23 protein-coding genes are annotated in these 26,178 nt (G+C 69.5%); 6 read left to right on the top strand and 17 right to left on the bottom strand.

Annotated features, from left to right (window positions below; translation table 11 throughout):
* Positions 1 to 8 precede the first annotated feature (8 nt).
* Complete coding sequence (locus tag ACSMFO_RS36375; RefSeq protein WP_436462103.1) at positions 9 to 644, top strand: NUDIX hydrolase; 636 nt, start codon at positions 9 to 11, stop codon at positions 642 to 644.
* Positions 645 to 684: 40 nt separating this feature from the next.
* Positions 685 to 1,401, top strand: a complete 717-nt coding sequence (locus ACSMFO_RS36370; RefSeq protein WP_016336020.1) for an LON peptidase substrate-binding domain-containing protein — start codon at positions 685 to 687, stop codon at positions 1,399 to 1,401.
* A gap of 254 nt (positions 1,402 to 1,655) precedes the next feature.
* Here ACSMFO_RS36370 and ACSMFO_RS36365 read toward each other — a convergent pair whose 3' ends face one another.
* The 10 genes from ACSMFO_RS36365 to ACSMFO_RS36320 all read right to left on the bottom strand — a co-directional run bounded on the left by ACSMFO_RS36365 (position 1,656) and on the right by ACSMFO_RS36320 (position 13,775).
* Positions 1,656 to 2,714: a M48 family metallopeptidase gene (locus ACSMFO_RS36365; RefSeq protein WP_436462102.1), complete on the bottom strand. Its 1,059-nt coding sequence runs from the start codon at positions 2,712 to 2,714 to the stop codon at positions 1,656 to 1,658.
* 48 nt (positions 2,715 to 2,762) lie between these two features.
* Positions 2,763 to 3,368, bottom strand: coding sequence for a DUF2567 domain-containing protein (locus tag ACSMFO_RS36360; protein WP_073848459.1), 606 nt, complete (start codon positions 3,366 to 3,368; stop codon positions 2,763 to 2,765).
* A gap of 149 nt (positions 3,369 to 3,517) precedes the next feature.
* Positions 3,518 to 3,721, bottom strand: coding sequence for a hypothetical protein (locus tag ACSMFO_RS36355; protein WP_081809725.1), 204 nt, complete (start codon positions 3,719 to 3,721; stop codon positions 3,518 to 3,520).
* Positions 3,708 to 4,724, bottom strand: a complete 1,017-nt coding sequence (gene bioB, locus ACSMFO_RS36350) for a biotin synthase BioB (RefSeq protein ID WP_038510228.1) — start codon at positions 4,722 to 4,724, stop codon at positions 3,708 to 3,710. Before bioB ends, ACSMFO_RS36355 begins: the two co-directional genes overlap by 14 nt.
* 84 nt (positions 4,725 to 4,808) lie before the next feature.
* A complete protein-coding gene (bioD, locus tag ACSMFO_RS36345) occupies positions 4,809 to 5,531 on the bottom strand; it encodes a dethiobiotin synthase (RefSeq protein ID WP_063277373.1) in 723 nt (240 codons plus the stop codon).
* A 49-nt stretch (positions 5,532 to 5,580) separates the two neighbouring features.
* Positions 5,581 to 7,785, bottom strand: coding sequence for a SulP family inorganic anion transporter (locus ACSMFO_RS36340; RefSeq protein ID WP_436462101.1), 2,205 nt, complete (start codon positions 7,783 to 7,785; stop codon positions 5,581 to 5,583).
* Positions 7,786 to 8,399: 614 nt separating this feature from the next.
* Entirely contained in the window at positions 8,400 to 10,652 is a 2,253-nt protein-coding gene (locus tag ACSMFO_RS36335) for a bifunctional SulP family inorganic anion transporter/carbonic anhydrase (RefSeq protein WP_436462100.1), read from the bottom strand.
* Positions 10,653 to 10,891: 239 nt separating this feature from the next.
* Positions 10,892 to 12,172: an adenosylmethionine--8-amino-7-oxononanoate transaminase gene (locus ACSMFO_RS36330; protein ID WP_436462099.1), complete on the bottom strand. Its 1,281-nt coding sequence runs from the start codon at positions 12,170 to 12,172 to the stop codon at positions 10,892 to 10,894.
* Between the two features lie 25 nt (positions 12,173 to 12,197).
* Positions 12,198 to 13,397 carry a cytochrome P450 family protein gene (locus ACSMFO_RS36325; protein ID WP_436462098.1) on the bottom strand — a complete coding sequence of 400 codons (1,200 nt, stop codon included), beginning with the start codon at positions 13,395 to 13,397 and terminating at the stop codon, positions 12,198 to 12,200.
* Positions 13,398 to 13,421: 24 nt separating this feature from the next.
* The gene (locus tag ACSMFO_RS36320; RefSeq protein WP_016336029.1) at positions 13,422 to 13,775 is read right to left on the bottom strand and encodes an SRPBCC domain-containing protein; all 354 of its coding nucleotides are present in this window, start codon (positions 13,773 to 13,775) and stop codon (positions 13,422 to 13,424) included.
* 124 nt (positions 13,776 to 13,899) lie between these two features.
* On the opposite strand from ACSMFO_RS36320, the gene ACSMFO_RS36315 reads away from it, so the two are divergent.
* Positions 13,900 to 14,523 carry a uridine kinase gene (locus tag ACSMFO_RS36315; RefSeq protein ID WP_436462097.1) on the top strand — a complete coding sequence of 208 codons (624 nt, stop codon included), beginning with the start codon at positions 13,900 to 13,902 and terminating at the stop codon, positions 14,521 to 14,523.
* Positions 14,524 to 14,527: 4 nt separating this feature from the next.
* Here the strand turns inward: ACSMFO_RS36315 and ACSMFO_RS36310 are convergent, their stop codons facing one another.
* The 3 genes from ACSMFO_RS36310 to ACSMFO_RS36300 form a co-directional block, all read right to left on the bottom strand.
* Complete coding sequence (locus ACSMFO_RS36310) at positions 14,528 to 15,685, bottom strand: glycosyltransferase family 4 protein (protein WP_436462096.1); 1,158 nt, start codon at positions 15,683 to 15,685, stop codon at positions 14,528 to 14,530.
* A gap of 77 nt (positions 15,686 to 15,762) precedes the next feature.
* The gene (locus ACSMFO_RS36305) at positions 15,763 to 16,815 is read right to left on the bottom strand and encodes a C40 family peptidase (RefSeq protein ID WP_436462095.1); all 1,053 of its coding nucleotides are present in this window, start codon (positions 16,813 to 16,815) and stop codon (positions 15,763 to 15,765) included.
* Between the two features lie 446 nt (positions 16,816 to 17,261).
* Positions 17,262 to 17,504: a hypothetical protein gene (locus ACSMFO_RS36300; protein ID WP_240594053.1), complete on the bottom strand. Its 243-nt coding sequence runs from the start codon at positions 17,502 to 17,504 to the stop codon at positions 17,262 to 17,264.
* Positions 17,505 to 17,696: 192 nt separating this feature from the next.
* Between ACSMFO_RS36300 and ACSMFO_RS36295 the strand changes: the two genes are divergently transcribed.
* Positions 17,697 to 18,689 carry a hypothetical protein gene (locus ACSMFO_RS36295; protein WP_436462094.1) on the top strand — a complete coding sequence of 331 codons (993 nt, stop codon included), beginning with the start codon at positions 17,697 to 17,699 and terminating at the stop codon, positions 18,687 to 18,689.
* 44 nt (positions 18,690 to 18,733) lie between these two features.
* On the opposite strand, the gene ACSMFO_RS36290 is transcribed toward ACSMFO_RS36295, so the two are convergent.
* On the bottom strand, positions 18,734 to 20,122 hold the full coding sequence (locus ACSMFO_RS36290; RefSeq protein ID WP_395872238.1) for an NYN domain-containing protein: 1,389 nt from the start codon (positions 20,120 to 20,122) through the stop codon (positions 18,734 to 18,736).
* A 96-nt stretch (positions 20,123 to 20,218) separates the two neighbouring features.
* On the opposite strand from ACSMFO_RS36290, the gene ACSMFO_RS36285 reads away from it, so the two are divergent.
* Both ACSMFO_RS36285 and ACSMFO_RS36280 read left to right on the top strand, forming a co-directional pair.
* Positions 20,219 to 21,940, top strand: a complete 1,722-nt coding sequence (locus tag ACSMFO_RS36285) for a DEDD exonuclease domain-containing protein (RefSeq protein WP_436462093.1) — start codon at positions 20,219 to 20,221, stop codon at positions 21,938 to 21,940.
* A 206-nt stretch (positions 21,941 to 22,146) separates the two neighbouring features.
* Complete coding sequence (locus tag ACSMFO_RS36280; RefSeq protein ID WP_016336037.1) at positions 22,147 to 22,431, top strand: Lrp/AsnC family transcriptional regulator; 285 nt, start codon at positions 22,147 to 22,149, stop codon at positions 22,429 to 22,431.
* 80 nt (positions 22,432 to 22,511) lie between these two features.
* On the opposite strand, the gene qcrB is transcribed toward ACSMFO_RS36280, so the two are convergent.
* From qcrB to qcrC, 3 genes are read right to left on the bottom strand one after another with little or no spacing between them, the layout of a single operon-like run.
* A complete protein-coding gene (gene qcrB, locus ACSMFO_RS36275; RefSeq protein WP_038510200.1) occupies positions 22,512 to 24,179 on the bottom strand; it encodes a cytochrome bc1 complex cytochrome b subunit in 1,668 nt (555 codons plus the stop codon).
* On the bottom strand, positions 24,176 to 25,309 hold the full coding sequence (gene qcrA / locus ACSMFO_RS36270; RefSeq protein WP_037344746.1) for a cytochrome bc1 complex Rieske iron-sulfur subunit: 1,134 nt from the start codon (positions 25,307 to 25,309) through the stop codon (positions 24,176 to 24,178). Before qcrA ends, qcrB begins: the two co-directional genes overlap by 4 nt.
* Complete coding sequence (gene qcrC / locus ACSMFO_RS36265; protein ID WP_038510197.1) at positions 25,306 to 26,124, bottom strand: cytochrome bc1 complex diheme cytochrome c subunit; 819 nt, start codon at positions 26,122 to 26,124, stop codon at positions 25,306 to 25,308. The genes qcrA and qcrC overlap by 4 nt, the downstream gene beginning before the upstream one ends.
* Positions 26,125 to 26,178 lie beyond the last annotated feature (54 nt).

Genomic DNA, 26,178 nt, shown 5'->3' with positions numbered 1-26,178 from the left:
TCCTTCAAGTGCGCTCGGACACACTCCGGGTCCTGCTGTGGCGGCGCGCGCTCGATCCGCACCTGGGTCGCTGGTCCCTTCCCGGCGGCAGGCTTCGCCCGGATGAAGACGTCGAGGCGTCCATCCGGCGGCAGCTCGCGGAGAAGGTCGACGTACGCCAGCTGAAGCATGTGGAGCAATTGGCGGTCTTCAGCGCGCCGGACCGGGTGCCGGGCCCCCGCGTCGTCGCGACGGCGTTCCTCGGCCTCGTACCGTCCGATGTGGACCCCGAGATCCCCGAAGACACCGAGTGGCACGACGTTTCCGAGCTCCCCCGGACGGCGTTCGACCACGAGTCCATCGTCCTGCACGCACGGGACCGGCTCCGTTCGAAGCTCTGCTACACGAACCTCGGCTTCGCGCTCGCCCCGGAAGAGTTCACCGTTTCGGCGTTGCGGAGGCTGTACTCGGCTGCGCTGGGTTACCGCGTGTCCGCGACGAACCTGCAGCGTGTGCTGTCCCGGCGCGGGCTGCTCCTGCCCACCGGCCACACCGCTCCGCCCGGGCGCAGCGGCGGCCGTCCGGCGGCGCTGTTCTCCTTCGCGGGCAAGGGGATGCAGATCACCGACCCGTTCGCGGTGTTCCGTCCGCCCACCCGGAAGTGACCGCCCTGCGAACTCCTCCCGGTCCCCGTACCTTGAACGGGTGACCGAGCCGAGCGAGGAGTCCACCGGGAAGGCGATCTTGCCGCTGTTCCCGCTACAGACCGTGCTTCTGCCCGGAACACACCTTCCGTTGCACATCTTCGAACCGCGGTACCGGCAGCTGATGGCCGACCTCGTCGCCGAAGTCGTCCCGGACCGCGAGTTCGGGGTAGTCGCGCTGCGTTCGGCGATGATCAGGGAGGTCAGCGGGCCCGAACACGTCCACGAATTCGGCTGCAGCACGGTGTTGCGCGAGGCGAAACGGCTGCCGGACGGCAGATTCGACGTCGTCACCACCGCGCGGCGCCGGTTCCGGCTGCTGGAGATCGACCGTGTTTCCGCGCCGTACCTGATCGGCTCGGTCGAATGGGTGCCCGACGACCGCATCGCCACGGTGCACGGCGACACCGTGACCAGGCTCGCCGACGTCGCGAAGGCCGCGCACCGGCGCTACTGCGAGTCCGCCTGGAACGACGAAGACTGGACCACCCCGCCCGAAGACGGCGACATCGCGGCGCTCGCGTACCGGCTCACCGCCGACTGCCTGCTCCCGCTGGAGGACCGGCAGCGCCTGCTGGAGGAGACGAACCCGCTGCGGCGGCTGCGGATCGCGTGCCGCCTGCTGACGCGGGAGGCCGGGTTCCTGAGCACGCTGGGCGCGGTCCCGATGCCGCCGGGGGAACTCGGCGAGTTCACGCGCCCCTCGAACCTGAACTGAGCCCCTCCGGGGAGGGTGAAGGGCGCTCTGCCCGCATGTCGTGTGGCGAAAGCTCCCTTTCACCACACGAGACGCGGTGAAAGTCCCGTTCAGCCCACCCTCCCCGCCCCTGGTGCTATGAAAGGTCCTTTCCTTGCAAATTTTGCAAGGAAAGGACCTTTCATAGCACTCGCGGGTCGCTGCTCCCGTGTCATGAAAGGGCCGTTCAGGACAAGAAACGTCCTGAACGGCCCTTTCATGACACCTGCGAAGCGCTACTTGCCCGACTCCGAAGAACCCCCATCCTCCGCCCCGTTGCCGGTACCGAACTTGCTCCACACCTTGCCCGCCGCCCCGGACACCGCCTCGCCGACGTCGCTGAACACCTTCGTCAGCGGGTCGGTCGAGCTGTTCCAGGAGTCCTTGTACGACTTCGCGGCCGACTTCAGGTCGTCGGTCCAGGTGGACGAAGGCGCGTCCTCGTCACGGCGCGGGTACTCGCCGGCCAAAATCCCCCGGTACTCCTCGGACGCGGCCCACTTCTGCAACTGGGCGGCGCGCACGACGGCCAGCGGATGCGACATCGTCTCGACGTAACGCAGCTTCAGGTAGCTGTCGCGGATGTCGTCGACCGACTCGTACTCCGACGCCTGCTGCAGGAACGCCGGGATGTCGATCTTCGACGGGTCGATCCCGCCCGCGACCAGGATCTGCGAACGCAACGCCGCCGTCGGGTCCTGCGAGCACAGCAGCCCGGCGCGGTCACAGGACAGTTCGGCCTTGCGGTACCACTCGCGCAGCGCCGCGATGACGACGCGGATGCCGATGGCGCTCACCGGCGTCCACGACATCGACATCTGCAGGCCGATCAGCCGGATCATGATCGTGCGGTACACCGCGTGCCCGGACAGCACGTGTCCCATCTCGTGCCCGATCACGAACCGCAGCGACGCGAGGTCCATCGCCTCGACGGCCGCGGTGTTGAGCACGATGAACGGCTCGTCCATCCCGATCGTCTGCGCGTTGACCTCGGGACTGCGGGCGACGAACAGGTTCGGCACGCGGTCGAGGTCGAGTGTTTCGGCGCATTCGTGGCGCAGCCTGTCCAGCTCCGGATACTGCTTCGGGCCGACCCGGATCGCGGACGCGAGCGCCATGAGCCGCTCGCCGCGTTCGGCGTAGAAGCCCGAAACCGCCTTCACGACCTGCGCGAACCCCGGAACGGCGCGCAGGGTGGCCAGTGCGCCGCGGTCGACGGGGTGTTCGTACGCGCGCGGGCTGATACCCGGGAAGCGGACGGCGTTGTGCCGGGAAACCTCGATGTCGTCGGTCAAGAGAAAGCCCCCTAGAGATGTGTCCTGGCCCACCCTAGAGGAAATTCGTCAGCCGAGGCGGCGGCCCAGGTCTTCCCGTCCGTTCCACGCGGTCAGCAGCGTGTACGCCAGCGTCGTCATCAACGGCGCGGCGAGCATGATCCACGGGGATTCGATCTGCGGCGCCTTCGCGATGACGTCGCCGACGGCGGGCGCCGCGCCGATCTCGTAGCGGCCGTTGGCGAACGAGACGCCCATCGTGGTCCCCAGCCAGCCCGCGAGGGTCGCGCCGCCGGTCGCGGCGATCAGCACGACCGGCCCGCGGCGTTCCCGCAGCAGCCAGGTCACGATGCCGATCAGCAGCCCGGCGCCGAGCGCGAGGAAACCGTAGACGGCGAGGTCGTCGAAGCGGTGCCAGCTCTCCAGCTCCAGCGGGGCGAGGCCGCCGTGGTCGTTGATCACCCGCATCCGCTGGGGCGGCGCCATCCGCGCCCACAGCCAGGCCAGCGGGAAGCCGAGCAGCCCCGCCGTCGACAGGACGCTGACCGCCGGCAGCAGATCGGCCTTGACGACGACCTTGGGGAACGGGCGGCGTGGCCTCGGCAGTACGGGCACCGACCAGGGGTCGGGCACGCTGGAAGACAGGTGCGCCGGTTTACCCGTCGTCTCGCCCAACCCCGGACTCCTCCCTCGAGCTGCTTGTGCAGAGCGTAACCAATGACGCCCCCTGCGCACGCGACCCGGCACATATCGCCCCGCGTTTCGTCCTCTGAACGCGATGCTTGCGCGTGCAACTACCGCATTCAGAGGACTAAATGCGGGAGTCAGCCGGCGAGTTCACCGTGACGGCTGCACCGGGCCGTCCAGCCGACCGGGGTGATCTGGACGACCATCCGCCGCGCGCAGTACGTGCAGTACCGCGGCGGCTCGAGTGCCGTTCTGGGGTTGTGGCAGGCCGGATGTTCCGCGCCACCGTCGGACGTCTGTCCACAGTGGACGCAGTACGCCGCTGGGTCAGAGGACGTCACTGATCGCCTTCACCGGCATCTTCAGCTCGTCGAGCATCGCCAGATCCGCGGTGGCCGGGCGGCCGAGGTTGGTCAGGTAGTTGCCGACGATGATCGCGTTGATACCGCCGAGCATGCCCTGCTTGGTGCCCAGGTCGCCGAAGGTCAGCTCACGGCCGCCGGAGAAGCGGAGCAGCGGGCGGGGCATCGCGAGCCGGAACGCGGCCACGGTGCGCAGCGCGTCCTTGCCCTCGACGACCTCGTAGCCCTCGTACGGCGTGCCCGGCTGCGGGATGAGGAAGTTCATCGTGCACTCGTCCGGGTTCAGCTCGGCCAGCTGCGCGGCGAACTCGGCGCGCTGCTCGATGCTCTCCCCCATGCCGATGATGCCGCCGCAGCAAACCTCCATGCCCGCCTCGCGGATCATGCGCAGGGTCTCCCAGCGCTCTTCCCACGTGTGCGTGGTGACGACGTTCGCGAAATGCGAGCGCGCGGTCTCCAGGTTGTGGTTGTAGCGGTGCACGCCCATCTCGACGAGCTCGTCGACCTGCTCCTGCGTGAGCATGCCGAGCGAGCAGGCGATCTGGATGTCGTTGCCGTCCTCGCGGATGGCCTTGATCCCCTCGCGGACCTGCGAGAGCAGCCGCTTGTCGGGGCCGCGGACGGCGGCGACGATGCAGAACTCGGTCGCGCCGGTCTCGGCGGTCTGGCGGGCGGCCTTGACCAGGCCGGGGATGTCCAGCCACGCCGACCGCACCGGCGTCGGGAACCGGCCGGACTGCGAGCAGAAGTGGCAGTCCTCCGGGCAGCCGCCGGTCTTGAGGCTGATGATGCCCTCGACCTCGACCTCGGGGCCGCACCAGCGCATCCGGACCTCGTGGGCCAGCGCCAGCAGGTCGGTCAGGTGATCGTCGTCGAGCCGCAGGACTTCGAGGATCTGCTCCTCGCCGAGCCCGACACCGCGCTCGAGGACCTGGTCACGCGCCACGGCGAGGATGTCGACGGTCTCCGGGGCAGTGGTCACGAGGCGGCTCCTGTTCGGGGTGGGGCGGTGAAGCGAAGGCACATCATCGTGCACGACCGGGCGGCTCGGCCACAGCGACGCAGGTCACTTCTGTGCCGACGCGCGGCCGACGAAGCATTCCGGGTCGAACTCCCCACCGAACCACGGCGAAAGGCCCGCCTTGGCGCGGTCCGCGAACTCCTCGGGCCCGGCCGTGCCCAGCCCGGCGGGCAGCACGCCCAGCAGCGGGGCCCCGGCGGCGACCGGCAGGTCCCGCAGGTTCGACACCGCTGCCAGATCCGGCTCGTCCGGCCAGGATCCGATGATCACCCCGGCCACGGTCAGCCCGCGTTTGGTGGCGACCTCGGCGGTCAGGGCGGTCGCGTTGAGCGTGCCCAGCCCGGCCTCGGCGACGATGATGACCAGCGCGCCCAGCGACCACGCGACGTCGGCCAGCGTGGCCCCGTCGGCGTCGAACCGGACCAGCAGCCCGCCCGCGCCCTCGATGAGGGTCAGGTCGTGTTCGCCGTCGAGGTCGCTCGCCGCGGCGGCGATCTCGCTCGGGGCGAGCGTCGGCAGCCCCGAAAGCCTGGCCGCCGCCTCCGGCGACAGCGGATCCGGATATCTCCGCAGCTCACGGGTGGTGACCGGACCGGCGAGGCGAAGGACGTCGGCGAGGTCGCCCGGCTCGTCCGGGCCCACTCCGGTCTGCGCCGGTTTCAGCACGGCGACACGCTGGCCCTGACCGGCGGCCAGAGCGGCGATGGCGGCGGTGGAGATCGTCTTGCCGACACCCGTACCGGTGCCGGTCATGACCAGCATGCTCACGTGCGCTGAATCTAGTGGGTCCGGATCGAGTCGCGCTGAACGGCTTCCGTTAGCCCCCGGATGTGGTGACGGCCCCGACGGGGGTGAACGACGGGCTCTCCTCGTCCGACAGGTAGACCTGCGCCGCCCCGACGTCGAAGTACATCCCGGTCAGGTGCAGCTCGCCGCGCGCCTCCGCTTCGGCGATCAGCGGATAGTGGCGCAGATGCTCCAGCTGCTGCAGCACGTTCTTGAGCGCCAGCCGGTCGACCTCGGTGTCCGGACGGTCGCCGTCGAGTGTCACCGGGGCTTCGCGGCGCGCGCTCGGCTCGGCGTGCCGCAGCCAGGAGGCCAGCATCGGCGCGCCGTCCGGGGCTCCGGTGGCCAGCGCCTGCATCGCGCCGCAGCCGGAATGACCGCAGACCACGATCTCGCGCACCTTCAGCACGCCGACGGCGAATTCGACGGTGGCACCCATCGACGGATCGGCCCGGCGGGCGGGCACCAGGTTCCCGATGTTGCGCACGGTGAACAGGTCGCCGGGACCGCTCGTGGTGATCATGTTCGGCACGATCCGCGCGTCCCCGCAGGTGATGAACAGGGTGTGCGGCGACTGGCCGCCCGCCAGTTTGCTGAGCGCCGGCTGCATGAGCGCGGCCGTGCGCCGCTGGAACTCGGTCGCCCCGCGCAGGGTGGGCCCGCCGCGCTGTCCGGGCAGTTCGACGTCCTTGGCCTGCCAGTCGGACCACGGCGCGAGGAACCGCGGCACCGACCGCGCCGCCGCCGTCCGGGTCAGCGTGGGATCACCGGACTTTCCTTTGGCGAACCACGGATGCCCGACCTCATCGACGATCACCGTGCCGCCGGCGCGTTCGTGGCCCTGCTGCCAGTTCGACAGGCTCTCGAAGGCGGCGTGGTCGAGGTAGTCGACGACCAGTTCCAGGGTCACCTTCGCGCCGTCGGGCACGGTCGCGAGCACACGGCTGAGCCTCGGCACCGAAAGGAACGTCAGGACGCCCTCGACGACTACGCGCCATTCGTCGCCGTCGCGCTCGGCGTGGATCCCGGACCACACGGTGCGCCGCAGCATCAGCAGCACCGAGAGCGCGATACCGAGCAGGACGCCGGTGAGCAGGTCGAAGACGACGACACCGGCGAGCGTCACCAGGTACAGCCCCAGGTCGCCGTGTTTGAGGACCTGCTTCATATGGCCGGGGTTCACCAGTTTCGCGCCGACGTGGACGAGTAGACCGGCCAGCGCGGCGAGCGGGATGTTCTGGATGAGCCCGGCGAACGCGGCGACGAACACCAGGATCCAGACGCCGTGCAGGATCGCGGACGCCCGGGTGCGGGCGCCGGCGGTGACGTTGGTCGAACTGCGGACGATCACACCGGTGACCGGGAGGCCGCCGAGCGCGCCGGAAGTCATGTTCGCGGCGCCCTGGCCGATCAGTTCGCGGTCGAGGTTCGACCGCGGCCCCGTGTGCATCTTGTCGACGGCGACGGCCGACAGCAGGCTTTCCACGCTCGCGATCAAGGCGATGGTGACCACCGCGACGGCGAACGCACCCCAGCCGGTGTCCGGGAATTCGGGCGCGAAGCGGATGTTGAGCAGATCGCCCGGAAGGTCGACTCGGGGCAGGGTCATCGCGGTGGCGACGGAAAGCACGGTCACCAGCGCGATCGCGGCGAGCGGGCCGGGCACCTTGCGGACGGCCTTGGGCAGCCGCGGCCATACGAGCAGGATGCCGATCGTGAGCACGCCGATCAGCGCGGCGGTGTCGTGGTGGCCGATGACCTGCGCGGGCAGTTCGGCGATGTTCTCGAGCGCCGAACTCTGCGCCGATCCGCCCAGCACCACATGGAGCTGGCCGAGAACGATCGTGACGCCGATCCCGGCGAGCATGCCGTGGACGATGGCCGGCGAGATGGCGAGCGCCGCGCGGGCGATGCGGCTCAGCCCCAGCAGGATCTGCAGTGCGCCCGCGGCGACGGTGATCGCGCAGGTGGTCGCCCAGCCGAAGGTCGCGATGGTTTCGGCCATGATCACCGTCAGGCCCGCGGCCGGGCCGCTCACCTGAAGCGGGGAGCCGCCGAGCGCCCCGGCGACCACACCTCCCACCACGGCCGCGATCAGCCCCGCGACGATCGGCGCCCCTGACGCGAGAGCGATCCCGAGTGAAAGCGGGACGGCGACGAGGAACACCACCAACGAGGCGGGCAGGTCGTGACGAAGCACGGCGAGAGGTTTGGGCTTCTTCGAACTGGCGAGCATGATCACCAGGAAACTGGTGAATTGTCCGATATGCACCACCTGATCGAGTGAACATCACCCTATGAACGGGTGGCGTGGCCCACTTTTGGCCCGATTCGTTGCCCGGAGATGTCTCCCGCGTTGCGAAAAGCCTTATCCGGTCCCGAATCCTGGGAAATATCGGTTGGGCGCCCGGTCAACCCCACGCCCCGATCTCGCGTGATCGAAGCCAGATCTCGCGTGTTTGAAGGCGGAACTCGCGCGATCACGCGAGTTCCGCCTCTGATCACGCGAGATCGGTCTTCAATCACGCGTGATCGCCCTAACTCGGGACTTCACCGGGGCCGCCCCCGACATGAGTGGCGATTCGGGTTCTCTTGAGAGGTAGGGCAAGGTGGCGTGTTGCGAAAGCCACTTTCGCAACGTTGAAGGTTGGGAAAGTGGCTTTCGCAACGTCTGGCTGAACCGGGCTTCAGATGACCGGTCGGACGACACACGTGATCCAACGGACGACACGCGTGGCTGGAGGGACGACACACGCGAGCCGTCCGCCTGGACACACGTGTCGTCCGTCTGATCACGTGTGTCGTCCCTCCCGTCACGCGAAAGCACCGATCTCGCGTGATCGCCCTACCTCAGGACTTCACCGGGGCCGCCGCCGACGTGAACGACCGCAGCGCTTCGTCGAGCAGGTACACGTTCGCCTTCCCGACGTCGAAGTACATCCCCGTCAGCCGCAATTCCCCGCGCGCCAGCGCGGCGTCGACCACCGGGTACGAGCGCAGGTTTTCCAGTTGCTGCACCACGTTGTGCAGCGCGAGCCGATCGCCCTCGTGCGCCGGTCGTTCGCCGTCGAGCAGCACCGGCCCTTCGCTTTCCCTGCGCCGCATGGTCGCCTCGCCGTGGCGGAGCCAGCCGCCGAGATGCGCGAGGCCGTCGGGCGCGTCCCCGAGCAACGCCTTCATCGCGCCACAGCCGGAATGCCCGCACACCACCACTTCCCGCACCCGCAGCAGCCCGACGGCGTACTCGATCGCCGCCCCCACCGAGAAATCCGCTTCCGCGCGCGGGACGAGATTCCCGATGTTCCGCACCGTGAACAGGTCGCCGGGTCCGCTCGTGGTGATCAGGTTCGGCACGATCCGCGCGTCGCCACAGGTGATGAAAAGCGTGTGCGGCTGTTGCCCGTTCGCCAGCCCGTCCCAGGTGCTGCGCAGCAGCGGCGCCGTCCGCCGCTGGAACTCCGAAGCGCCGCGGCACAACGGGACACTGCCGCCGCGCTGGCTCGGCAGTTCGAGATGTTCGGCCTGCCATTGCGACCATGGCGCCAGCCAGCGCGGCACCACCCGGGACGCGACGCCGCGGCGCACGGTCGGCACGCCCGCCTTACCGCGTTCGAACCACGGATGCCCGATCTCGTCGACGATCACCGTTCCTCCGGCGCGTTCGTACGCACGCTGCCAGCCGCGCAGACAGTCGAAAGCGGCGTGGTCGAGGTAGTCGACGAACAGCTCCAGCGTCACCTCCGCCCGCTCGGGAACTTCGGCCAGGACGGTCGTGAGCCTTGGTACGGAAAGAAAAGTGAGCGCGCCTTCGATGACGACGCGGGTCCGCGGGCCATCCTGTTCGACGTGGATCCCGGAGAACAGCATCCGGCGCAGCATCAAGGCGAGCGCCACCGCGATCCCCGCGGCGACGCCGGTCAGCAGGTTGACGGCGACCGCGCCGATCAGGGTCGCGAGATAGACCGGCAGGTCGCCGTGGCGGCGGACCTCGCGGAGATTGGTGAGGTTGACCAGCTTCGCGCCGACGTGGACGAGGAGGCCGGCCAGCGCGGCGAGCGGGATCAACCGCAGCGCGCCCGCCAGGAACAGGCAGCAGCCGAGGATCCAGACGCTGTGCAGGATCGCCGACATCCGGGTGCGGGCGCCCGCTTCGAAGTTGGTCATGGTGCGCACGACGACGCCGGTGACCGGGAAGCCGCCGAGCGAACCGGCGGCGACGTTCGCGAGGCCCTGGCCGACCAGTTCGCGGTTGAGGTCGGCGCGCGGCCCGTCGCGGAGTTTGTCGATGGCGACGGCGGAAAGCAGGCTCTCCAGGCTGGCGATGAGCGCGATGGAGAGGACGGCGGCGATGATCGCCGCCACGGATCCGGACGGCGCCTGGGGGACGAAACCCAGCCCCGGCAGCCCGTTCGGGAGGTCGACGCGCGGCAGGTCCATCCCCGCCGCGACGGAAAGGCCGGTCGCCAGCGCGACGGCGGCCAGCGGGCCGGGGACACGGCGCACCGAACGCGGCAGCCGGGTCCACGCCAGCAGGACACCGACGGTGACCACGCCTACCAGCGCGGCTTGGTCGTGGTGGCCGACGATCCGGCCCGGCAGCGCCAGGATGTTCTCGATCGTGGAACTCCGCGCCACACCGCCGAGCACCACGTGCAACTGGCCGAGGACGAGGATCAGGCCGATCCCGGCGAGCAGGCCGTGCACGATCGCGGGCGAGATCGCCAGCGTCGCCCGTGCCACGCGGGTGAGGCCGAAGAGGATCTGGACCACGCCCGCCGCGGCGGTCATCGCGCAGGTGGCGGCCCAGCCGAAGGTGGCGATGGTCTCCGCGATGACGATGGTCAGCGCGGCGGAGGGACCGCTGACCTGGAGGGCGGAGGCGCCGAAGAAGCTCGCGACGATCCCGCCGACGACGGCGGAGACGAGTCCGGCGAGCAAGGGGGCTCCGGCGGCGTGTGCGACGCCGAGCGAAAGCGGGACGGCCACGAGGAAGACGACGACCGAAGCCGGGACGTCGTGGCGAAGGTTCTTCAGGAGGGTCGATGCGGGATTGCGGCGGCCCGGAGGCCCGGTGTCGTGCTCGTCACCAACGATGTCGATCATGGGGGCAGGAAACCCGATCCGCGCGCAAAAGTCCGCTACGCAAAGGTTTCTCAGGTTTGCTTGTGCGCCCGAGAACTAGGGCATACCAGGCTTTCGGGGCAAACCACCCGAGAAGGACCCCGATCGGACTCGCCCGTTCGCTTGACCAAGATCAACTGGTGGCCACGCTCTGTACCCAGCGTGGCCTCTCCGGATTGCTGTGGCCGCTGTCACACTCTTTGGGCTGAACTTCGCCGTTTTTACGCTTTTTGTGCGGCCGAGACCATTGCGGAAGTGATCGCGACGAGGTCTGCCGCCTCGGAGATGTAGGGCGGCATCGTGTAGATCAGGTTCCGGAACGGGCGCAGCCAGACCCCGTTCCCGGTGAGGACCTCCGTCGCCACCGCCATGTCCACGGGATGGTCCAGCTCGATCACGCCGATCGCGCCGAGCACCCGCACGTCGGCGACCGACGGCAGCTCGCGAGCCGGTTCGAGCCCGGCCTTCAGCGCGGCCTCGATCCGCGGGACGTCGGACTTCCAGCCGCCTTCGGCCAGGATCCCCAGCGAGGCGTTGGCGACGGCCGAGGACAGCGGGTTCGCCATGAACGTCGGGCCGTGCGCCAGCACGGGCAACTCGCCGCGCGAGATCCCGTCGGCGATCTCCGGCGTGCACAGCGCCGCCGCCATCGTCAGGTACCCGCCGGTCAGCGCCTTGCCGAGACACAGGACGTCGGGCGCGACCCCGGCGTGCTCGGCGGCGAACATCCGGCCGGTGCGGCCGAAACCGGTGGCGATCTCGTCGAAGATGAGCAGGACGTCGTTCGCTTCGGTGATCTCGCGCAGCGCGCGCAGGTACGCGGGCGGGTGGAACCGCATGCCGCCGGCGCCCTGCACGACCGGCTCGACGATGATCGCGGCCAGTTCGCCCGCGTGCCGCCCGATCTCGGTGGCGAGCAGGCCGAGGTAGTCCTGATCCGGCTCGTCGGCGAACCCGCCGGGCGGCCTGGGCAGGAACAGCTGGTCCGGCAGAATCCCGCGCCACAGCGAGTGCATCCCGCCCTCGGGGTCGCAGACGCTCATCGGCGTGAACGTGTCGCCGTGATAGCCGCCGCGCCAGGTCATCAGACGCCGCTTTTCCTTGCGCCCCACCGACTGCCAGTACTGCAGGCACATCTTGACGGCGACCTCGACCGACACCGAGCCCGAGTCGCACAGGAAGACGTGCCGCAACCCCTCCGGCGCGAGGTCGACCAGGGTCTTGGCCAGCCTGATGGCCGGTTCGTGGGTGAGCCCGCCGAACATCACGTGACTCATCCGGCCCGCCTGCTCCGCCAGCGCCGCGTCAAGCACCGGGTTCCGGTAGCCGTGGATCGCCGCCCACCAGGACGACATGCCGTCGACCAGTTCGCGGCCGTCGTCGAGGGTGAGCCGGACCCCGCTCGCCTCGCGGACCAGCAGGGAGTCGATCGTGCTCGGCATCGGCCCGTACGGGTGCCAGACGTGTTCCGCGTCGAGCGCGAGGAGTTCGGCGGCGTCCATCCGGCGACCCTACGACACGCCCTCCTCAGCGCAGGCGCACAGGGAGGGTCTCCAGCCCGTGGACCAGGGTGCTTTCCCGCCACCGCAACGTTTCCGGTTCGGCGTCCAAGCCGAGGTCGGGGAACCGCTCCAACAGCCCGCGCAAGGCGATCTCGGCCTCCAGACGGGCCAGCGGGGCGCCGACGCAGTGGTGGATGCCGTGCCCGAACGCGAGATGCCCTGCCGCCGAGCGCGTGACGTCCAGGCGGTGCGGGTCTTCGAAGCGTCCGGCGTCCCGGTTCGCGCCGAGCAGCGAGACGAGCACGAACTCGCCCGCCGGGATCTCGACGTCGCCGACGGGCACGGCTTCCTTGGTGAACCGGATGGTCGCCAGGTGGATCGCGCCGTCGTAGCGCAGGAACTCCTCGACCGCGCCGGGCAGCAGCGTGGGATCGGCGCGCAGGGCGGCCAGCTGTTCCGGCTCGCGAAGCAACGCCAAGACACTGTTCGCGATCAGGTTGACCGTCGTCTCGAACCCGGCCACCAGCAGCAGGAACGCCATGGCCAGCAATTCGTCCGCGGTGAGTGAATCGCCTTCGTCGCTGGCGTGGATCAGGCCCGAAAGCAGGTCTTCGGCGGGCTCGGCGCGTTTCTCTTCGATGAGGTCGACGAGGTACGCGTGCATCTTCGCGGCGGCGGCCTGGAGTTCCTCCGGCGTGGACCAGGCGACCATCGTGTTCGACCAGGTCGCGAACGCCGGCTGGTCGCCCGCGTGGACGCCGAGCAGTTCGCAGATCACCCGGATCGGCAACGGGACGGCGAAAACGGGCAGCAGGTCGACGCGCTCGGCGTCGCCGATGCCGTCCAGCAGTTCCGCGGTGATCTGCTCGATCCTCGGCCGCAGCCGGGAAACCGTACGGGTGGTGAAGGCCTGGTTGACCAGTTTGCGCAACCGCGTGTGGTCCGGCGGATCCGAGTTGAGCATGTGCGCGCCGAGCGCGCGTACGGCGCTGTCGGCCGCGGATTCGAAGCCGTCGCGTTCGAAGAGCCGCTGGATGGCAGCCGGATCCTTGCCCACGCGGGGATCCGCGAGGATCGCGCGGGCTTCGGCGTATCCGGTGACGATCCAGGTGGCGAGGCCGCGCGGCAGGCGGACCTTGCGGGCCGGGCCCTCTTCACGCAGCAGCGCCGAAACCCGGTGTGACTCCTGGACGAGATCCCAGTCCAGGTTCTTCGGTTCCCCCATCGGTACGCCTCCCCGGCGCGCCGGTCAGCGTTCGGCCAGCGCGGCCACGACTCGCTCGGTCACTTCGGTCCAGTATGCCCGCTGTTCCTCGCGCTCGTCGGCGCCCGCGAGCCATTCCTGGTGGAACCGGAGCGTGGTCTTCTGGTCGGTGCCGCTCACCGTGATCTGCAGGGTCGAGTCGTGGTCCCAGTCCTTCGGGCGCCAGGTCAGCCGGAGTTTGTCGCCTTCGGAGCGGCCGCGGATCTCGCCGGTCGTCCCGTTGGCCGTCTCGTACGCCGCGCCCAGCTCGTGGCCGAGTTCGGCACCCGGACCGAGCCAGATGCCCACACCTTCGCGTCCGACCAGGAAGTCCCACACCTGGGTGCCGCTGTACGGCACCGTCTGGGAAACGCCTACCTGCCAACCACTTCCGGCTGTTTTGGCCGTTGTCTTGGTCACCGGGCCATCATCCCATCGGGTGTACCGTGCGACAGTCACCGGTCCGGGTGGAGGATGTCTTCCCGTGCGCTACCGTCCGATTTCTCCCGCTCTGCTGGTGTCCGAACTGACCGAACGCATCACCTCGATCACGGGCCGCCGCCGGATCGCGGTCGCCGTCGACGGCGCGGCCGGTGCGACCAACACCACAGAACTCGCCGACGCCCTGGTCGATCCCCTGCGCATCGCCGGTCGCGCGGCGTTGCGGATCTCGGCGAACGACTTCCTGCGCCCCGCTTCATTGCGCTTCGAACGAGGCAAAGAGGACCCGGACTCGCGCTACAGCGACTGGCTCGACCTCGGCGCCCTGCGGCGCGAAGTGCTCGACCCGCTCGCCGAGGACGGCAGCGGTCTCGTCCTTCCGTCGCTGTGGGATCCGGTCCGTGATCGCGCCACGCGCGCCGAACGCGTCGAACTGCCCGAGGGCGGCGTCGTCCTGCTGGACGGGGAGTTCCTGTTCGGCGCGGGGCTCGCGTTCGACCTGAGCGTGCATCTGTGGCTCTCCCCCGGCGCGCTGAGGCGGCGGGTGCCGGACGCCTGGGCGCTCCCCGCTTATGCGCGCTACGAACAGGAAATCGATCCGTCGGCGCTGTCGGACGTGGTGATCCGCGTCGACGATCCGAAGCATCCGGCGCGCTACGAACCCTGATTCCTCAGCGCACCGCCGCGACGGGGTCGCCGTCGAGCAGGACGGAAAGCCGGCTCGCCATGGTGTCCCACCGCCAGTTCTCGCCGACCCAGTCGCGACCGGCGGCCCCCATCCGCCGTGCCCGCACCGGATCGGCCAGCAACGCCGCCAGCGTCTCCCTCAGCTGCTGCTCGTCGCGTCCGTCGACGACGTGCCCGGTGACCTCGTCCAGCACCGTTTCCGGCGCACCACCGGAATTCCCGGCGACGACCGGCAAGCCGGTCGCGGAGGCTTCCAGGTACACGATGCCCAGACCCTCGACGTCGAGCCCCTTCCCGCGCGTCCGCGCCGGCATCGCGAAGACGTCGCCCGCGTTGTAATGCGCGGGCAGCTCTTTCCACGGCACCGATCCGGTGATGACGACGCTGTCTTCGACCCCCAGCGCTTCGACGAGCCCGGTGAGCGTCTTGCGGTACGGGCCGCCGCCGACGAGCAGCAGCGCCACGTCCGGGATGCGCTTGCGGAGCTCGGGCAGGATCTTGATCAGCATGTCCTGGCCTTTTCGCGGCACCAGCCGCGAAACGCAGACGATCGTCGGCCGGTCGGCGAGGCCGTGCCGCTCGCGGATCTCCTTGCCCGCGGCCGGATCCGGCCGGTAGAGCGCGGTGTCCACGCCGCACGGGAGCATCTCCAGTCCCGCCATCGGACCGAAGGCGGCCGAAAAGCGGGAACGCGTGTACTTGCTGACGTAGGTGACGACGTCGACGGTGTCGCCGATCCGCCGCAATGCCTGCCGTGAACCAGGAAGCATCGACCAGCCGACCTCGTGGCCGTGCGTCGACGCCAGCACCCGGCGCGCGCCCGCCGAACGCAGCGGATGCCCCAGCAACGCCAGCGGCGCCGCGGCGCCGAACCAGACGGCCTCGCAGTCGCGGGCGCGCATGATCTCCTTCGCCCGCTTGAGCACGTCCGGGGTCGGCAGCATCAGCGACGTCGGATGGCGCACCACCTCGAACGGGGCGGCGGCGTCGAACTCGCCGTGCGAGCCGGTGCTCGACTCCCAGGAGGGGGCGTAGACGACCAGGTCGTCGGCGGGCAGGCGGGTGGCCAGCGAATTCAGGTAGTTCTGGATACCGCCCGGCCGGGGCGGGAAGTCGTTGGTCACCAGCAGGGTCCTCAGCACCCCTGCAGGCTACTTGGCCCGCCGCGTGCGAAAGGGGCGGCACCGCTTGCGCGGTACCGCCCCTTGTCGTCTGTTCGTCAGGCCGTCGGGCGACGGGCGCCGACGTAGTTGTTCTGCAGCGGCGACACCTTGACGACGTCACCGGTGGTCGGCGCGTGCACCATCATGCCGTTGCCGACGTACATGCCGACGTGCGAGACCGGCGAGTTGTAGAACACCAGGTCGCCCGGCTGGAGCTGCGACCTCTGCACCGGGGCGCCGAAGGTCGACTGCTGACGGCTGGACCGCGGCAGGGTCAAACCGGCCTGCTTGTACGCCCAGAGCATCAGACCGGAGCAGTCGAAGGACGACGGTCCGGTGTCACCCCAGCCGTACGGGCTGCCGAGCTTGCTCTTCGCGGCCGCGAGGGCCGCCGCCGCGGCGGGCCCCGGGGCGGGCAGGTTGGGGAACGCGCCGCCCTTGTCCTTCTGGGCGTTGCGATCCGAGGCGCTCAGGTTGCCGCCGGCCCGCTCGATCTCCTTGAGCTGGTCGGCCAGCGTCTTCTGGCGCGCCTCGATGTCCGTGGTCAGCTTGGCGGCCGTGTCACGGGCGGCGGTGGCCGTGTTCTGGGCGTCCGCCGCCTGCTTGGCCGCGGCCGCGGCCTGGGCGACGGCACCGCTCAGGTTGGTCAGAGCGGTGTTCTTGTTCGCGGCGAGGACCTCGAGTGCCGAGGAACGCTCCAGGAAGTCCTGGGTCGACGCTCCCGACAGCAGCGACGACAGCTTGTTCAGCTGCACACCGCTGGTGAAGGAGGCACCGGCGAACTTGTTCACCTCGGCCTGGAAGGTCTTCTCGTCACCGGCCGCCTTGATACCGAGCTCCTTGGCTGCGGCGGCGTCCGCGGTCGCCTTGTCGAGCTCACCCTGCTTCGCGGCGAGGTCGTCCTTCGCCTTGAGGAGGTCTTCGTTCGCCTTCTCGGCCTGTGCCGCGAGGTCGCGGTACTTGGCGAGAGCGTCCGAGCCGGACGGGGGCTGCTGGAGGGCGGGGCCTGGGGCAGCGGTGGCTGAAGGCTGGGCCACTGTCACCGCGGTGATCACCGCGGCCGCGGCCAAAGCTCCTGACACCACGCGCTTGACTGGATGCGACTGCACGGTCGCGCGTGTCTCCTTTGCTGTCGGCCACCGACTCGGAACCCGGGACGAAGAGGTCGGGGGCCCTCTTCCGCGAAGCCGCGACGCCGACCGTGTGGCCCGCGCGGTTCCCCGCGTTCCCGCCTCGCGCCTGGCCGAGTGCTATCGCAACAGGTTTGGCGCTTGGCTGGTTCCGGTGCAGCTCCCCGACAAAGCTGCCTCAGTGGCGATCTCGTGTCGCCGTCTGGCGACGACTTCCGGCCACGAGATCTCGGACAGGTTACGAAACCACGGGCACCGCGTCCACCATGGGAAGCGCAAAAACTCTCCGTGATGCGCCGAAACACCTTCGGACCAGCATGAGCGGAAAGGTGTGACGGGCGTTACAACCTGGGGCCGATCACGACTACCTACCGTTCACCCGATCGGATCGACCACTCGTCGAATACCCCGGTCGAGGCGTGTCCTCAGGCCGATTTCCGGCGCTCCTGCTCCACGATCTCGACCATCCGGAGGCGCGGGACCATCCCGGCTTCGGCGAGCGCGTCGACCGCTTTCCGCTCGTCGGCGTCCCATTCGAGCGCGAGCGGCGCGCCGAGAAGGACGCTGACGACACAGTCATGACATGCGTCACCGCGGACCGCGCACCGGTCGCAATCGATGACGAGCGTCTCTATGTCGGCTATATCGGCGATGGCCTTGTCGTCCATCTCGGACTCCTCACTTTCAGTGGTGAGGTGCACATTAAGAGCGACCACCGACAGTTTCGCCTCGTGAGTGTTCAGGACGGTTAGAACCGTCCTGAACACTCACGAGACTTGAGCTGTCCACAACCGCCTGTTCCATCCACAACTTGCGCCTGCGGGCTCTTTCGGTGCTCTGCTCCGGTCAGTGTGAACGGCGTGCCCCTACACAAACGCTGGTCGGAAGAAGCCATCCCGGCCGAACAACGGCCGAGCTGGCCTGTCCTGCTGCAGGAGCAGCACGGGATCGTCACCAGAGCTCAGCTCCTCGCCTATGGACACACCAAGGCGGACATCGTCGCCAATCTGGAGGCCGGACGCTGGCAGCGTGTCCTGCCGCGGGTCTACGCGACCTTCACCGGCCCCCTCCCGCGAAACGCGAGAATGCACGCCGCCCTCCGCTATGGAGGTGGACACGCCGTTCTCAGCCATCGCACGGCGGCCGAGGAATGGCGTCTCCTTCCGATCGAAGAGGGTCCGATCGAGATCACCGTTCCGTATGCCAGTTCCGCCGTTTCCCAATCCCCCTTGGTGAAGGTCCACCGGTCGCGAGCGCTCCCGTACTCCACGGCCGAGGCGTGGCCGCCTCGTACGAAGCCCACGGACACGATCGTCGATCTGGCGGTCTCCCAGCCCACCGGGCGAGACGCGGTGCACGTCGTCGTCGATCTGGTGAGCCGGAGCAAGGTCCCGGTGTCCGCGATGCGCGACTGCGTCTCGATGCGCCCGCCGTTCCGCTTCCGCGCCGAGATCCAGCGAGGCCTCGAACTGGTGGACGGAGGCCTGATGTCCGCGCTCGAAGTGGAGTTCAAGGAACAGGTCGAGGAGCGACACGGTCTACCACCGGGTGACCGGCAGACGGCGATCAAAGTCGATGGGAAGACCTTGTGGGAGGACGTCACGTACGACTCGCACGGGGCGGCGCTGACCGTCCGCCTGGACGGGCGAGCGACCCATGCGATGGCCTCCGTCGCGTTCCGGGACCGTCGACGAGACAACGCCGCCGAACTCGCCGGCCGGGCACGCCTCGTCTACGGCTGGCAGGACGTCCGGAACTCACCGTGCGAGGTCGCGGCCGAGGTCCGCGCGATCCTCGTCCGAGAGGGCTGGCGACCGGCCGCCCGGCGCGTCACCTGCCTGGCCTGCTCGTGAGTGCCAAGGACGGTTCTAACCGTCTTTGCCACTCACGAGACGCGTCACACCCGGCTGAGCCGCGACACCAGCACCGCCGACGGCACCGGATGCGCGCCCTTGCCCCGCACCGAATCCGCCACCGCCCGGTCCGTGCTCGCGACCACCATCGGCCGCCCCGGCGGCTCGGCCGCGACGAGGGACCGGATGACGTCGTCCGCGAGCACCCCGCGTTCGGAGAACAGCACCCGCACCCCGCGCGGCACCGCGGCGGGCACGGAAAGCACGCCGGCACCGTCGAACACGACGGTGACTTCGGCCGAAGTCCGCGCGGCGAGCGCGGAAAGCTGGTGGATCAGCCGGTCGCGCTGGTCGGAAAGCGCCAGCTCCGGATAACCGGTCTTCGTGACGTTGTAGCCGTCGACGATCAGGTGCACGTTGGGCAGCGCGAGGTGCCGGTCGAGCGCGGTGACGTCCTGGATCTTGCCACCCGCCCCGAGACCCGACGTCGCGCCGCGCACCATGTCCGCCGGACGCTGACCCCGCGCGCTCACCGAAAGTTCGCGGCGCAGCCCGCCGACGGCGCCCTCGATCGTGTCCAGCAGCAGCCCGAGCCTCACCTCGTCGGCCTGACGCGCCTCACGGGCCGACTGACGGGCGATCTCGGCGTCCGTGACGGCCTTCTCCGCCCGCGCCCGCTCTGTCGCGACACGCTGCCTCTCACGGTCCAACTGGGCCTTCAGCGCCTTGATCTCTTCGGCGCTCTCGGCGCCTCCGCTCTCCAGCCGAGCGTGCGCCTCGGCGACGGCGTCCTTCGCCTGGCGCAGCTGGACACCTTGTTCCCGCAGGCGCTTCAACAGCTTTTCGACCTCGGCGTCGCGTTCGCCCCGCGCACCACCGGCGATCTCCTTGGCCTCGCGCAATTCTTCGCGCAGCTGCGCCAGTTCCGTCTCAAGCCGCTGGTTACGCGCCAGCGCGGCGTCGCGTTCGGCGCGCAACGCCGTCTCCTCGGCGTTCTTCGCCACCAGCCGGACCCGTCCGGCCGCGCCCGCCTCGCCGAGCAGCACGGCGGCGGCCGCGGCGGCGACGGAATCGGGGGCGTTCGGGTCGAGGGCGTCCTTGCGGTGGTCACGCAGCCATTCGGTGACCGCGACCCGGAACTGCGAAGACTCCCCCAACGCGGTGAGCAACGCCGTCCCGCCGAGTTTCGCGCGTTTCGCCGGGGCGAACTTCGCGACCGGGCGCAGCTGCCTCGGCACGTCGGCGACCGGCAGTTTCCCGACGGCGGCGGCCGCCAGTTCGGCGATCCGCTCCCGCACGGTCTCCGGCAAGGCCGTCCAGCCTTCGGCCGGCACCTCTTCGGACGTCTCCGTCGCGCCCGCCGACGCCACGACACCCGAGGGGCCGCCGGTGGCGTCCTCGGGCGATTCGGGCACTGCGGGCTGCGGTTGCATCGCTCCAGCGTAGGCCCCGTGCCCTCGGGGCGCGCTCGATGGGACGGCGTGCGCGCATCCTGGGATTGTCGGTGCCCGCCCCTACTGTGCCCGACCATGGACACCGGACGGCGGCCCGGCGCGGCGCAACTCGCCTTCGACGAGCTGGGAACTCCTTTGCGGGACATCACTTTCGTCGTATTCGACCTGGAGACCACCGGGACGAAACCCGGACCGGACGGGATCACCGAGATCGGCGCGGTCAAGATCCGCGCGGGCGAGGTGGTCGGCGAGTTCGCCACCTTCGTCAATCCTGGGATGCCGATCCCGCCCCAGATCGTCGAGCTCACCGGCATCACCGGGGCGATGGTCTACGACGCTCCCCGGATCGAGCGCGTGCTCCCCGCGTTCCTCGAATTCATCTCCGGTGCCGTGCTCGTGGCGCACAACGCCGCCTTCGACACCGGATTCATGCGCGCGGCCTGCGAAGGCCACGGCTACCACTGGCCCAAGACGGCCGTCGTCTGCACGGTCCGGCTCGCCCGCCGGGTCATCTCCCGCGACGAGACGCCCAGCTACCGGCTTTCCGCGCTGGCGGCGTTGTTCGGGGCGCGCACGACGCCCAACCACCGCGCGCTCGCCGACGCGCGCGCCACCGTCGACGTCCTGCACGCGCTTCTCGAACGGGTGGGCAATCTCGGCGTCCACACCCTCGAAGAGCTGCTGGACTACCTGCCCGAAGTGACCGCTGCCCAGCGCCGTAAACGGTCGCTGGCCGAGCATCTGCCGTCGAGGCCCGGCGTCTACCTGTTCCGCGGCCCGAGCGACGAGGTCCTCTACGTCGGCACGTCGTCCGATCTGCGCCGCCGGGTCCGGCAGTACTTCACCGGTTCGGAGAGCCGGGGGCGGATCCGGGAGATGGTCGCGCTGGCCGAGCGGGTCGACGCGGTCGAATGCGCGCACGCGCTCGAAGCCGCCGTCCGGGAGCTTCGGCTGATCGCCGCCCACCGCCCCATGTACAACCGCCGTTCCAAGAACCCACGGCACGCCTGGTGGGTCGCGCTGACCGAGGAGGCGTTCCCACGCCTGTCGGTGGTCCGCATGCCGCGAGACGGGATGCTGGGGCCCTTTCGCACCCAGACCGACGCCCGGTCCGCCGCGGACACCCTCGCCGGCGCCTCCGGGCTGCGGACGTGCACCCAGCGCATCTCGGCGACCGCGCCGAGCGGGACGCCCTGTGTCCTCGCGGAACTCGGCCGCTGCGGAGCGCCGTGCGCCGGGCTGCAGACGGCGGAGGCGTACCGGCCGGGAGTGCTCGCGGTGTCCGGTCTCATCGCCGGCACGGACGCTCGGCCGCTGCGGGCCGCCGCCGACCAGCTGGCCCGGCTCTCCGCGGCGGAACACTACGAACAGGCCGCCCAGCATCGCGATCAGCTGGCCGGGCTGATCCGCGCGGTCGGCCGGGCGCACCGGCAGTCGGCGCTGGCGGGTATCCCGGAGCTGATCGCCGCCGGCCCGGACGGGAACGGCGGCTGGGAGCTGGCGGTGATCCGGCACGGCAGGCTCGCGTCGGCGGGGGTCGCGCGGCGCGGGGTGCCGCCGATGCCGGTCGTCGAGATGCTCGTGGCCTCGGCGGAGACGGTGCTCCCGGGTCCCGGTCCGCTCTTCGGCGCGATCCCGGAGGAGATCGGCATCCTCCTGCGCTGGCTGACCCGTCCGGGCATCCGGCTCGTGCGCACGACGCGACCTTGGGCGGAGCCCGCCGCCGTCGCGGGCGGCTGGCAGGAGTGGCTCGATCTCGCGGCGAGCGCGACGGCACTGGAACGCGTGGCGGGCTAGGATCTTCCCTTGGCAGGACCAAAGACGGTCTCCCCAAGGGCGCCCCGCGCCCGACGGAGACTTCACCTCGCGCGCCTCTTTCGGGCCGAAGGCCCACGGGAACGCGATGAAGGGGCGCCTGCCTGGTCAAAGTCGGCCGAACCGCTGACCGCGCTCCTTCGGCGCGTTTCCGTCAGCGCGCGACAACGAACACAGGAGGCGCTCTAGTGATCACCGCGATCGTGTTGATCCAGGTCGAAGCCGATGCCATCCCCGAGGCGGCGCAGGCGATCGCGGACATCGAGGGTGTCCGCGAGGTCTACTCCTGCGCGGGTGACGTCGATCTGGTCGCTTCGGTCCGGGTCACGGCCCACGAAGACCTCGCGGATCTGATCCCGGCGAAGATCGGCAAGGTGCCCGGCGTGCTGAGCACCGTCACGCATATCGCGTTCCGCTCGTACTCGAAGGCCGACAAGGAGTCCGCGTTCGACATCGGCGTCGAAGGCGCCTGAGCTTCCCCCGACACGCGTGAAGGCCCCCTTCCCTCGGCTGAGCCGAGGGAAGGGGGCCTTCACGCGTGTCTCCCGGGCTTTTAGTGCCCGGAGGTGATCTCCTTGCGCTCCTCGGAAGGCTCGCCACCGATGTCGTCGACCTTGCCGTTGCCGTGCCCGTTGGACCGGGCGCGCTCCAGCGCGATCGTCTCCTCGACCGGGTCCGGGGACCAGGTCGAACCGGCGACGGCGTGTCCGGCCGAGCCGAGCTTGTTCATCTTCTTCGGCACCGACGCGCCCTGGTACTCGAGCGGGATCGCGTGGCCGTGGTCGTCCACCGGGCCGAGCGGCTGGTGGATCTCGATGAACTCACCGTGCGGCAGGCGCTTGATGATGCCGGTTTCGACACCGTGCTCCAGCACCTCGCGGTCGGCCCGCTGGAGGCCGAGGCAGATCCGGTAGGTGATGTAGTACGCGATCGGCGGCAGCAGCAGGACACCGATCCGGCCCGCCCACGTCGTCGCGTTCAGCGAGATGTCGAAGGCGAACGCGATGATGTCGTTGAAGCCCGACAGCATGATGACCGCGAAGAAGGTCAGGGCCATGATGCCCAGCGAGGTCCGGACCGGGACGTCGCGCGGACGCTGCAGCAGGTTGTGGTGCGCGGTGTCCTTGGACAGCTTTCGCTCGATCCAGGGATACATCACCAGCAACCCGATCAGCAGCGGCATCCCGACCGCGCCGGGGAAGAACACCGCCGGGACCGTGTAGTTCCCGAGGTAGAGCTCCCACGCGGGCCAGATCCGCAGCATGCCGTCGGCCCAGGCCATGTACCAGTCAGGCTGCGAGCCCGCCGAGACCTGCGCCGCGTTGTACGGGCCGATGTTCCAGATCGGGTTGATCTGGAAGAGGCCCGACATCAGCGCGATGATGCCGGTGACCAGCGCGAAGAACGCGCCGCCCTTGAGCGCGAAGACCGGCATGATGCGGACGCCGACGACGTTGGTCTCCTTGCGGCGCACGCCCGGGAACTGCGTGTGCTTCTGGTACCAGACCAGCGCGAGGTGCGCGGCCACCAGGCCGAGCATGATGCCCGGCAGCAGCAGGATGTGGATCGTGTACAGGCGCGGGATGATCTCGTTGCCGGGGAACTCCCCGCCGAACAGCGCCCAGTGGATCCAGGTGCCCATGACCGGCACCGAGAGCACGATGCCCGACAGGGTCGCGCGGATACCGGTGCCGGAGAGCAGGTCGTCCGGGAGCGAGTAGCCGAAGAAGCCTTCGAACATGCCCAGGACCAGCAGCAGCGCGCCGATGACCCAGTTCGCCTCACGCGGGCGGCGGAACGCGCCGGTGAAGAAGATCCGGAACATGTGCACCATCATCGAAGCCACGAAGATCAGCGCGGCCCAGTGGTGCAGCTGGCGGACGAAGAGACCGCCCCGGACGTCGAACGAGATGTCGAGCGTGGTCGCGAAGGCCCGCGACATCTCGACGCCCTGCAGACCGGTGTAGCTGCCGTTGTAGACGACCTCCTCCATGGAGGGGTCGAAGAACAGCGTGAGATAGACACCCGACAGCAACAGGATGATGAAGCTGTAGAGCGCGATCTCGCCGAGCAGGAACGACCAGTGCGTCGGGAACACCTTGTTGAGCTGGTGCCGCATGCCCTTGGCCAGGTGATACCGGTCGTCGGCCCACTTCGCACCAGCGCCCGCGGCCTTCTCGACCGGGTTCGTCCCCTTGGTCGGGGTGGTGAGTGAACTCATGACTTACGCTCCCAAAAGGCCGGTCCGACGGCCTCGTTGAAGTCTCCGCGCGCGATCAGGTAGCCCTCTTTGTCCACTGTAATCGGAAGCTGGGCCAACGGCCGCGTCGCCGGCCCGAAAATCGGCTTGGCGTAGTGGAGCGCGTCGAACTGCGACTGGTGGCAGGGGCAGAGGATGCGGTTGGTCCGCTGCTCGTACAGGGAGGTCGGGCAGCCCACGTGGCTGCAGATCTTCGTGTACGCGTAGTAGTCGCCGAAGTTGTAGTCCTCCTGGCCCTGACGCTTGACGACCTTGGCGGCGTCGGTCGGGCGGAGACGGATCAGCATGACCGGGTTGTCGACCCGCTTGAAGGCGGCCGACAGCGCGTGCTCGTCGTGCTCCTCGGACTTGCGGTACGGGAACACCGTCTCCATCGCGCCCGCGTCGAGGTCCTCGGCCTTGACCAGGGAGATCTCGTGCGGACGGCCGGTGTTGCGGCGCAGGTAGACGACCTCGTCCGGGAAGTTCTTCTTCCAGCCCGAGTGCCACAGCGAGTCGCGGTTCTCGGTGTCCTTCCACGGGTCCTTGATGAAGGACGCGACCGGCAGCGCCGCGACGGCGAGGCCGAGCACACCGGCACCGGCGCCCGCGGACCGCTTGATCATCGAGCGGCGCGCGATGGTGCTGCGGCTGCCCGAGTCGGCGAGCTGGGCGACGATGGTGGCCTTGTCGACCTCCTTGGAACCGCCGTCCCCGCGCTCCTGGACCGAGACCTCGGCCGGGATGAACTTCTTGGTGTAGAGGATCACACCGATACCGAGGCTGAGCACGGCCAGCCCGAGGGTGACCCCGAGCAGCGGCGTGTACAGCGTGTACTTGGTGTAGCCGGTCGTACCCGGCTCCTTGTACTCGAACCAGTGCGGCCATGCGATGAGGACCACGAACGCGAGGCCGGACAGCGCGGCCAGCACGAACCAGAGGGCGACCGCGCGCTCGGCGCGCTTCTCCGCCCGTGTCCCCTCGACCGGCCACGGCGTCGGGTACTCCACGATCTCGACCCCGTCGAGCGCGGTACCCAGCTTGACGAGCTGGTCGCGATCCATGTCCGCCAATTCCGCCTCTGTCGGCGGCTTCGGCCCTTCGGCGCTCATGCCTTCGATCCAATCCACAACGTCACGCCGATCAGCGCGGCGATCCCGACGATCCACGCGATCGCGCCCTCCGAAGCCGGGCCGAGTCCGCCGAGCGAGCTACCGCCGGGAGCGTTGTTCCCGTCGCTCACGGACTTCACGAACGCGATGATGTCCTTCTTCTCCTCCGGCGACAGCTGCCGGTCGGAGAACTTGGGCATGTTCTGCGGCCCGGTGAGCATCGCGGTGTAGATCTGCTCTTCCGTGGCCGGGTCCAGGTTCGGGGCGAACTTGCCCGAGGAGAGCGCACCGCCGCGGCCGGTGAAGCCGTGGCAGGAGGCGCAGTTGAGGCGGAAGAGTTCGCTGCCGCGTGCGACGTCCTCGCCGCGCAGCGCGTCACCCTTCTCGGCGGGACGCTGCGCGCCGCCGCCGTTGGCCTGGATGTAGGCGCCGAGGGCGTTGATCTCGGCCTCGGACAGCTTCGGCGGCTTCCGCTGCGCCTGGGCTTCCTGACGCACCGCGGGCATGCGGCCGGTGGAGGTCTGGAAGTACACGGCCGCGTCGCCGATGCCGATGAGGCTCGGGCCACGGTCGGTGACACCTTCGAGCTTCGGCCCGTGACATTCGATACACGTGTTGTTGTAGAGCTTCTCGCCCTCGCGCAGGAGGGCGGATTCGCCCTGCGCCTGCGCGGTCTGCGGCTCCGGGGCGAAAACGGCGTACAACCCGCCCACGCTGAGCAGCGCGATCCCGAGCGCCAGCGCGCCGGCGAAGCGCCTGCGTGCCTTCGACCGCTTGCGGAAGCGGCGCTCCGTGTTGTTCTTGCTGGAGGTCATCTTGCGGCAACCCTTGCTGTCAGTTCAGGCCGATAGGTCGTGGTGGCGGCTTCG

Origin of the sequence: Amycolatopsis sp. w19 (assembly GCF_051373225.1) — a bacterium.
Taxonomy (GTDB): Bacteria; Actinomycetota; Actinomycetes; order Mycobacteriales; family Pseudonocardiaceae; genus Amycolatopsis; species Amycolatopsis japonica.
Note: the sequence above shows the minus strand (reverse complement) of the source record. Positions and strands in the feature narration are given on the sequence as shown.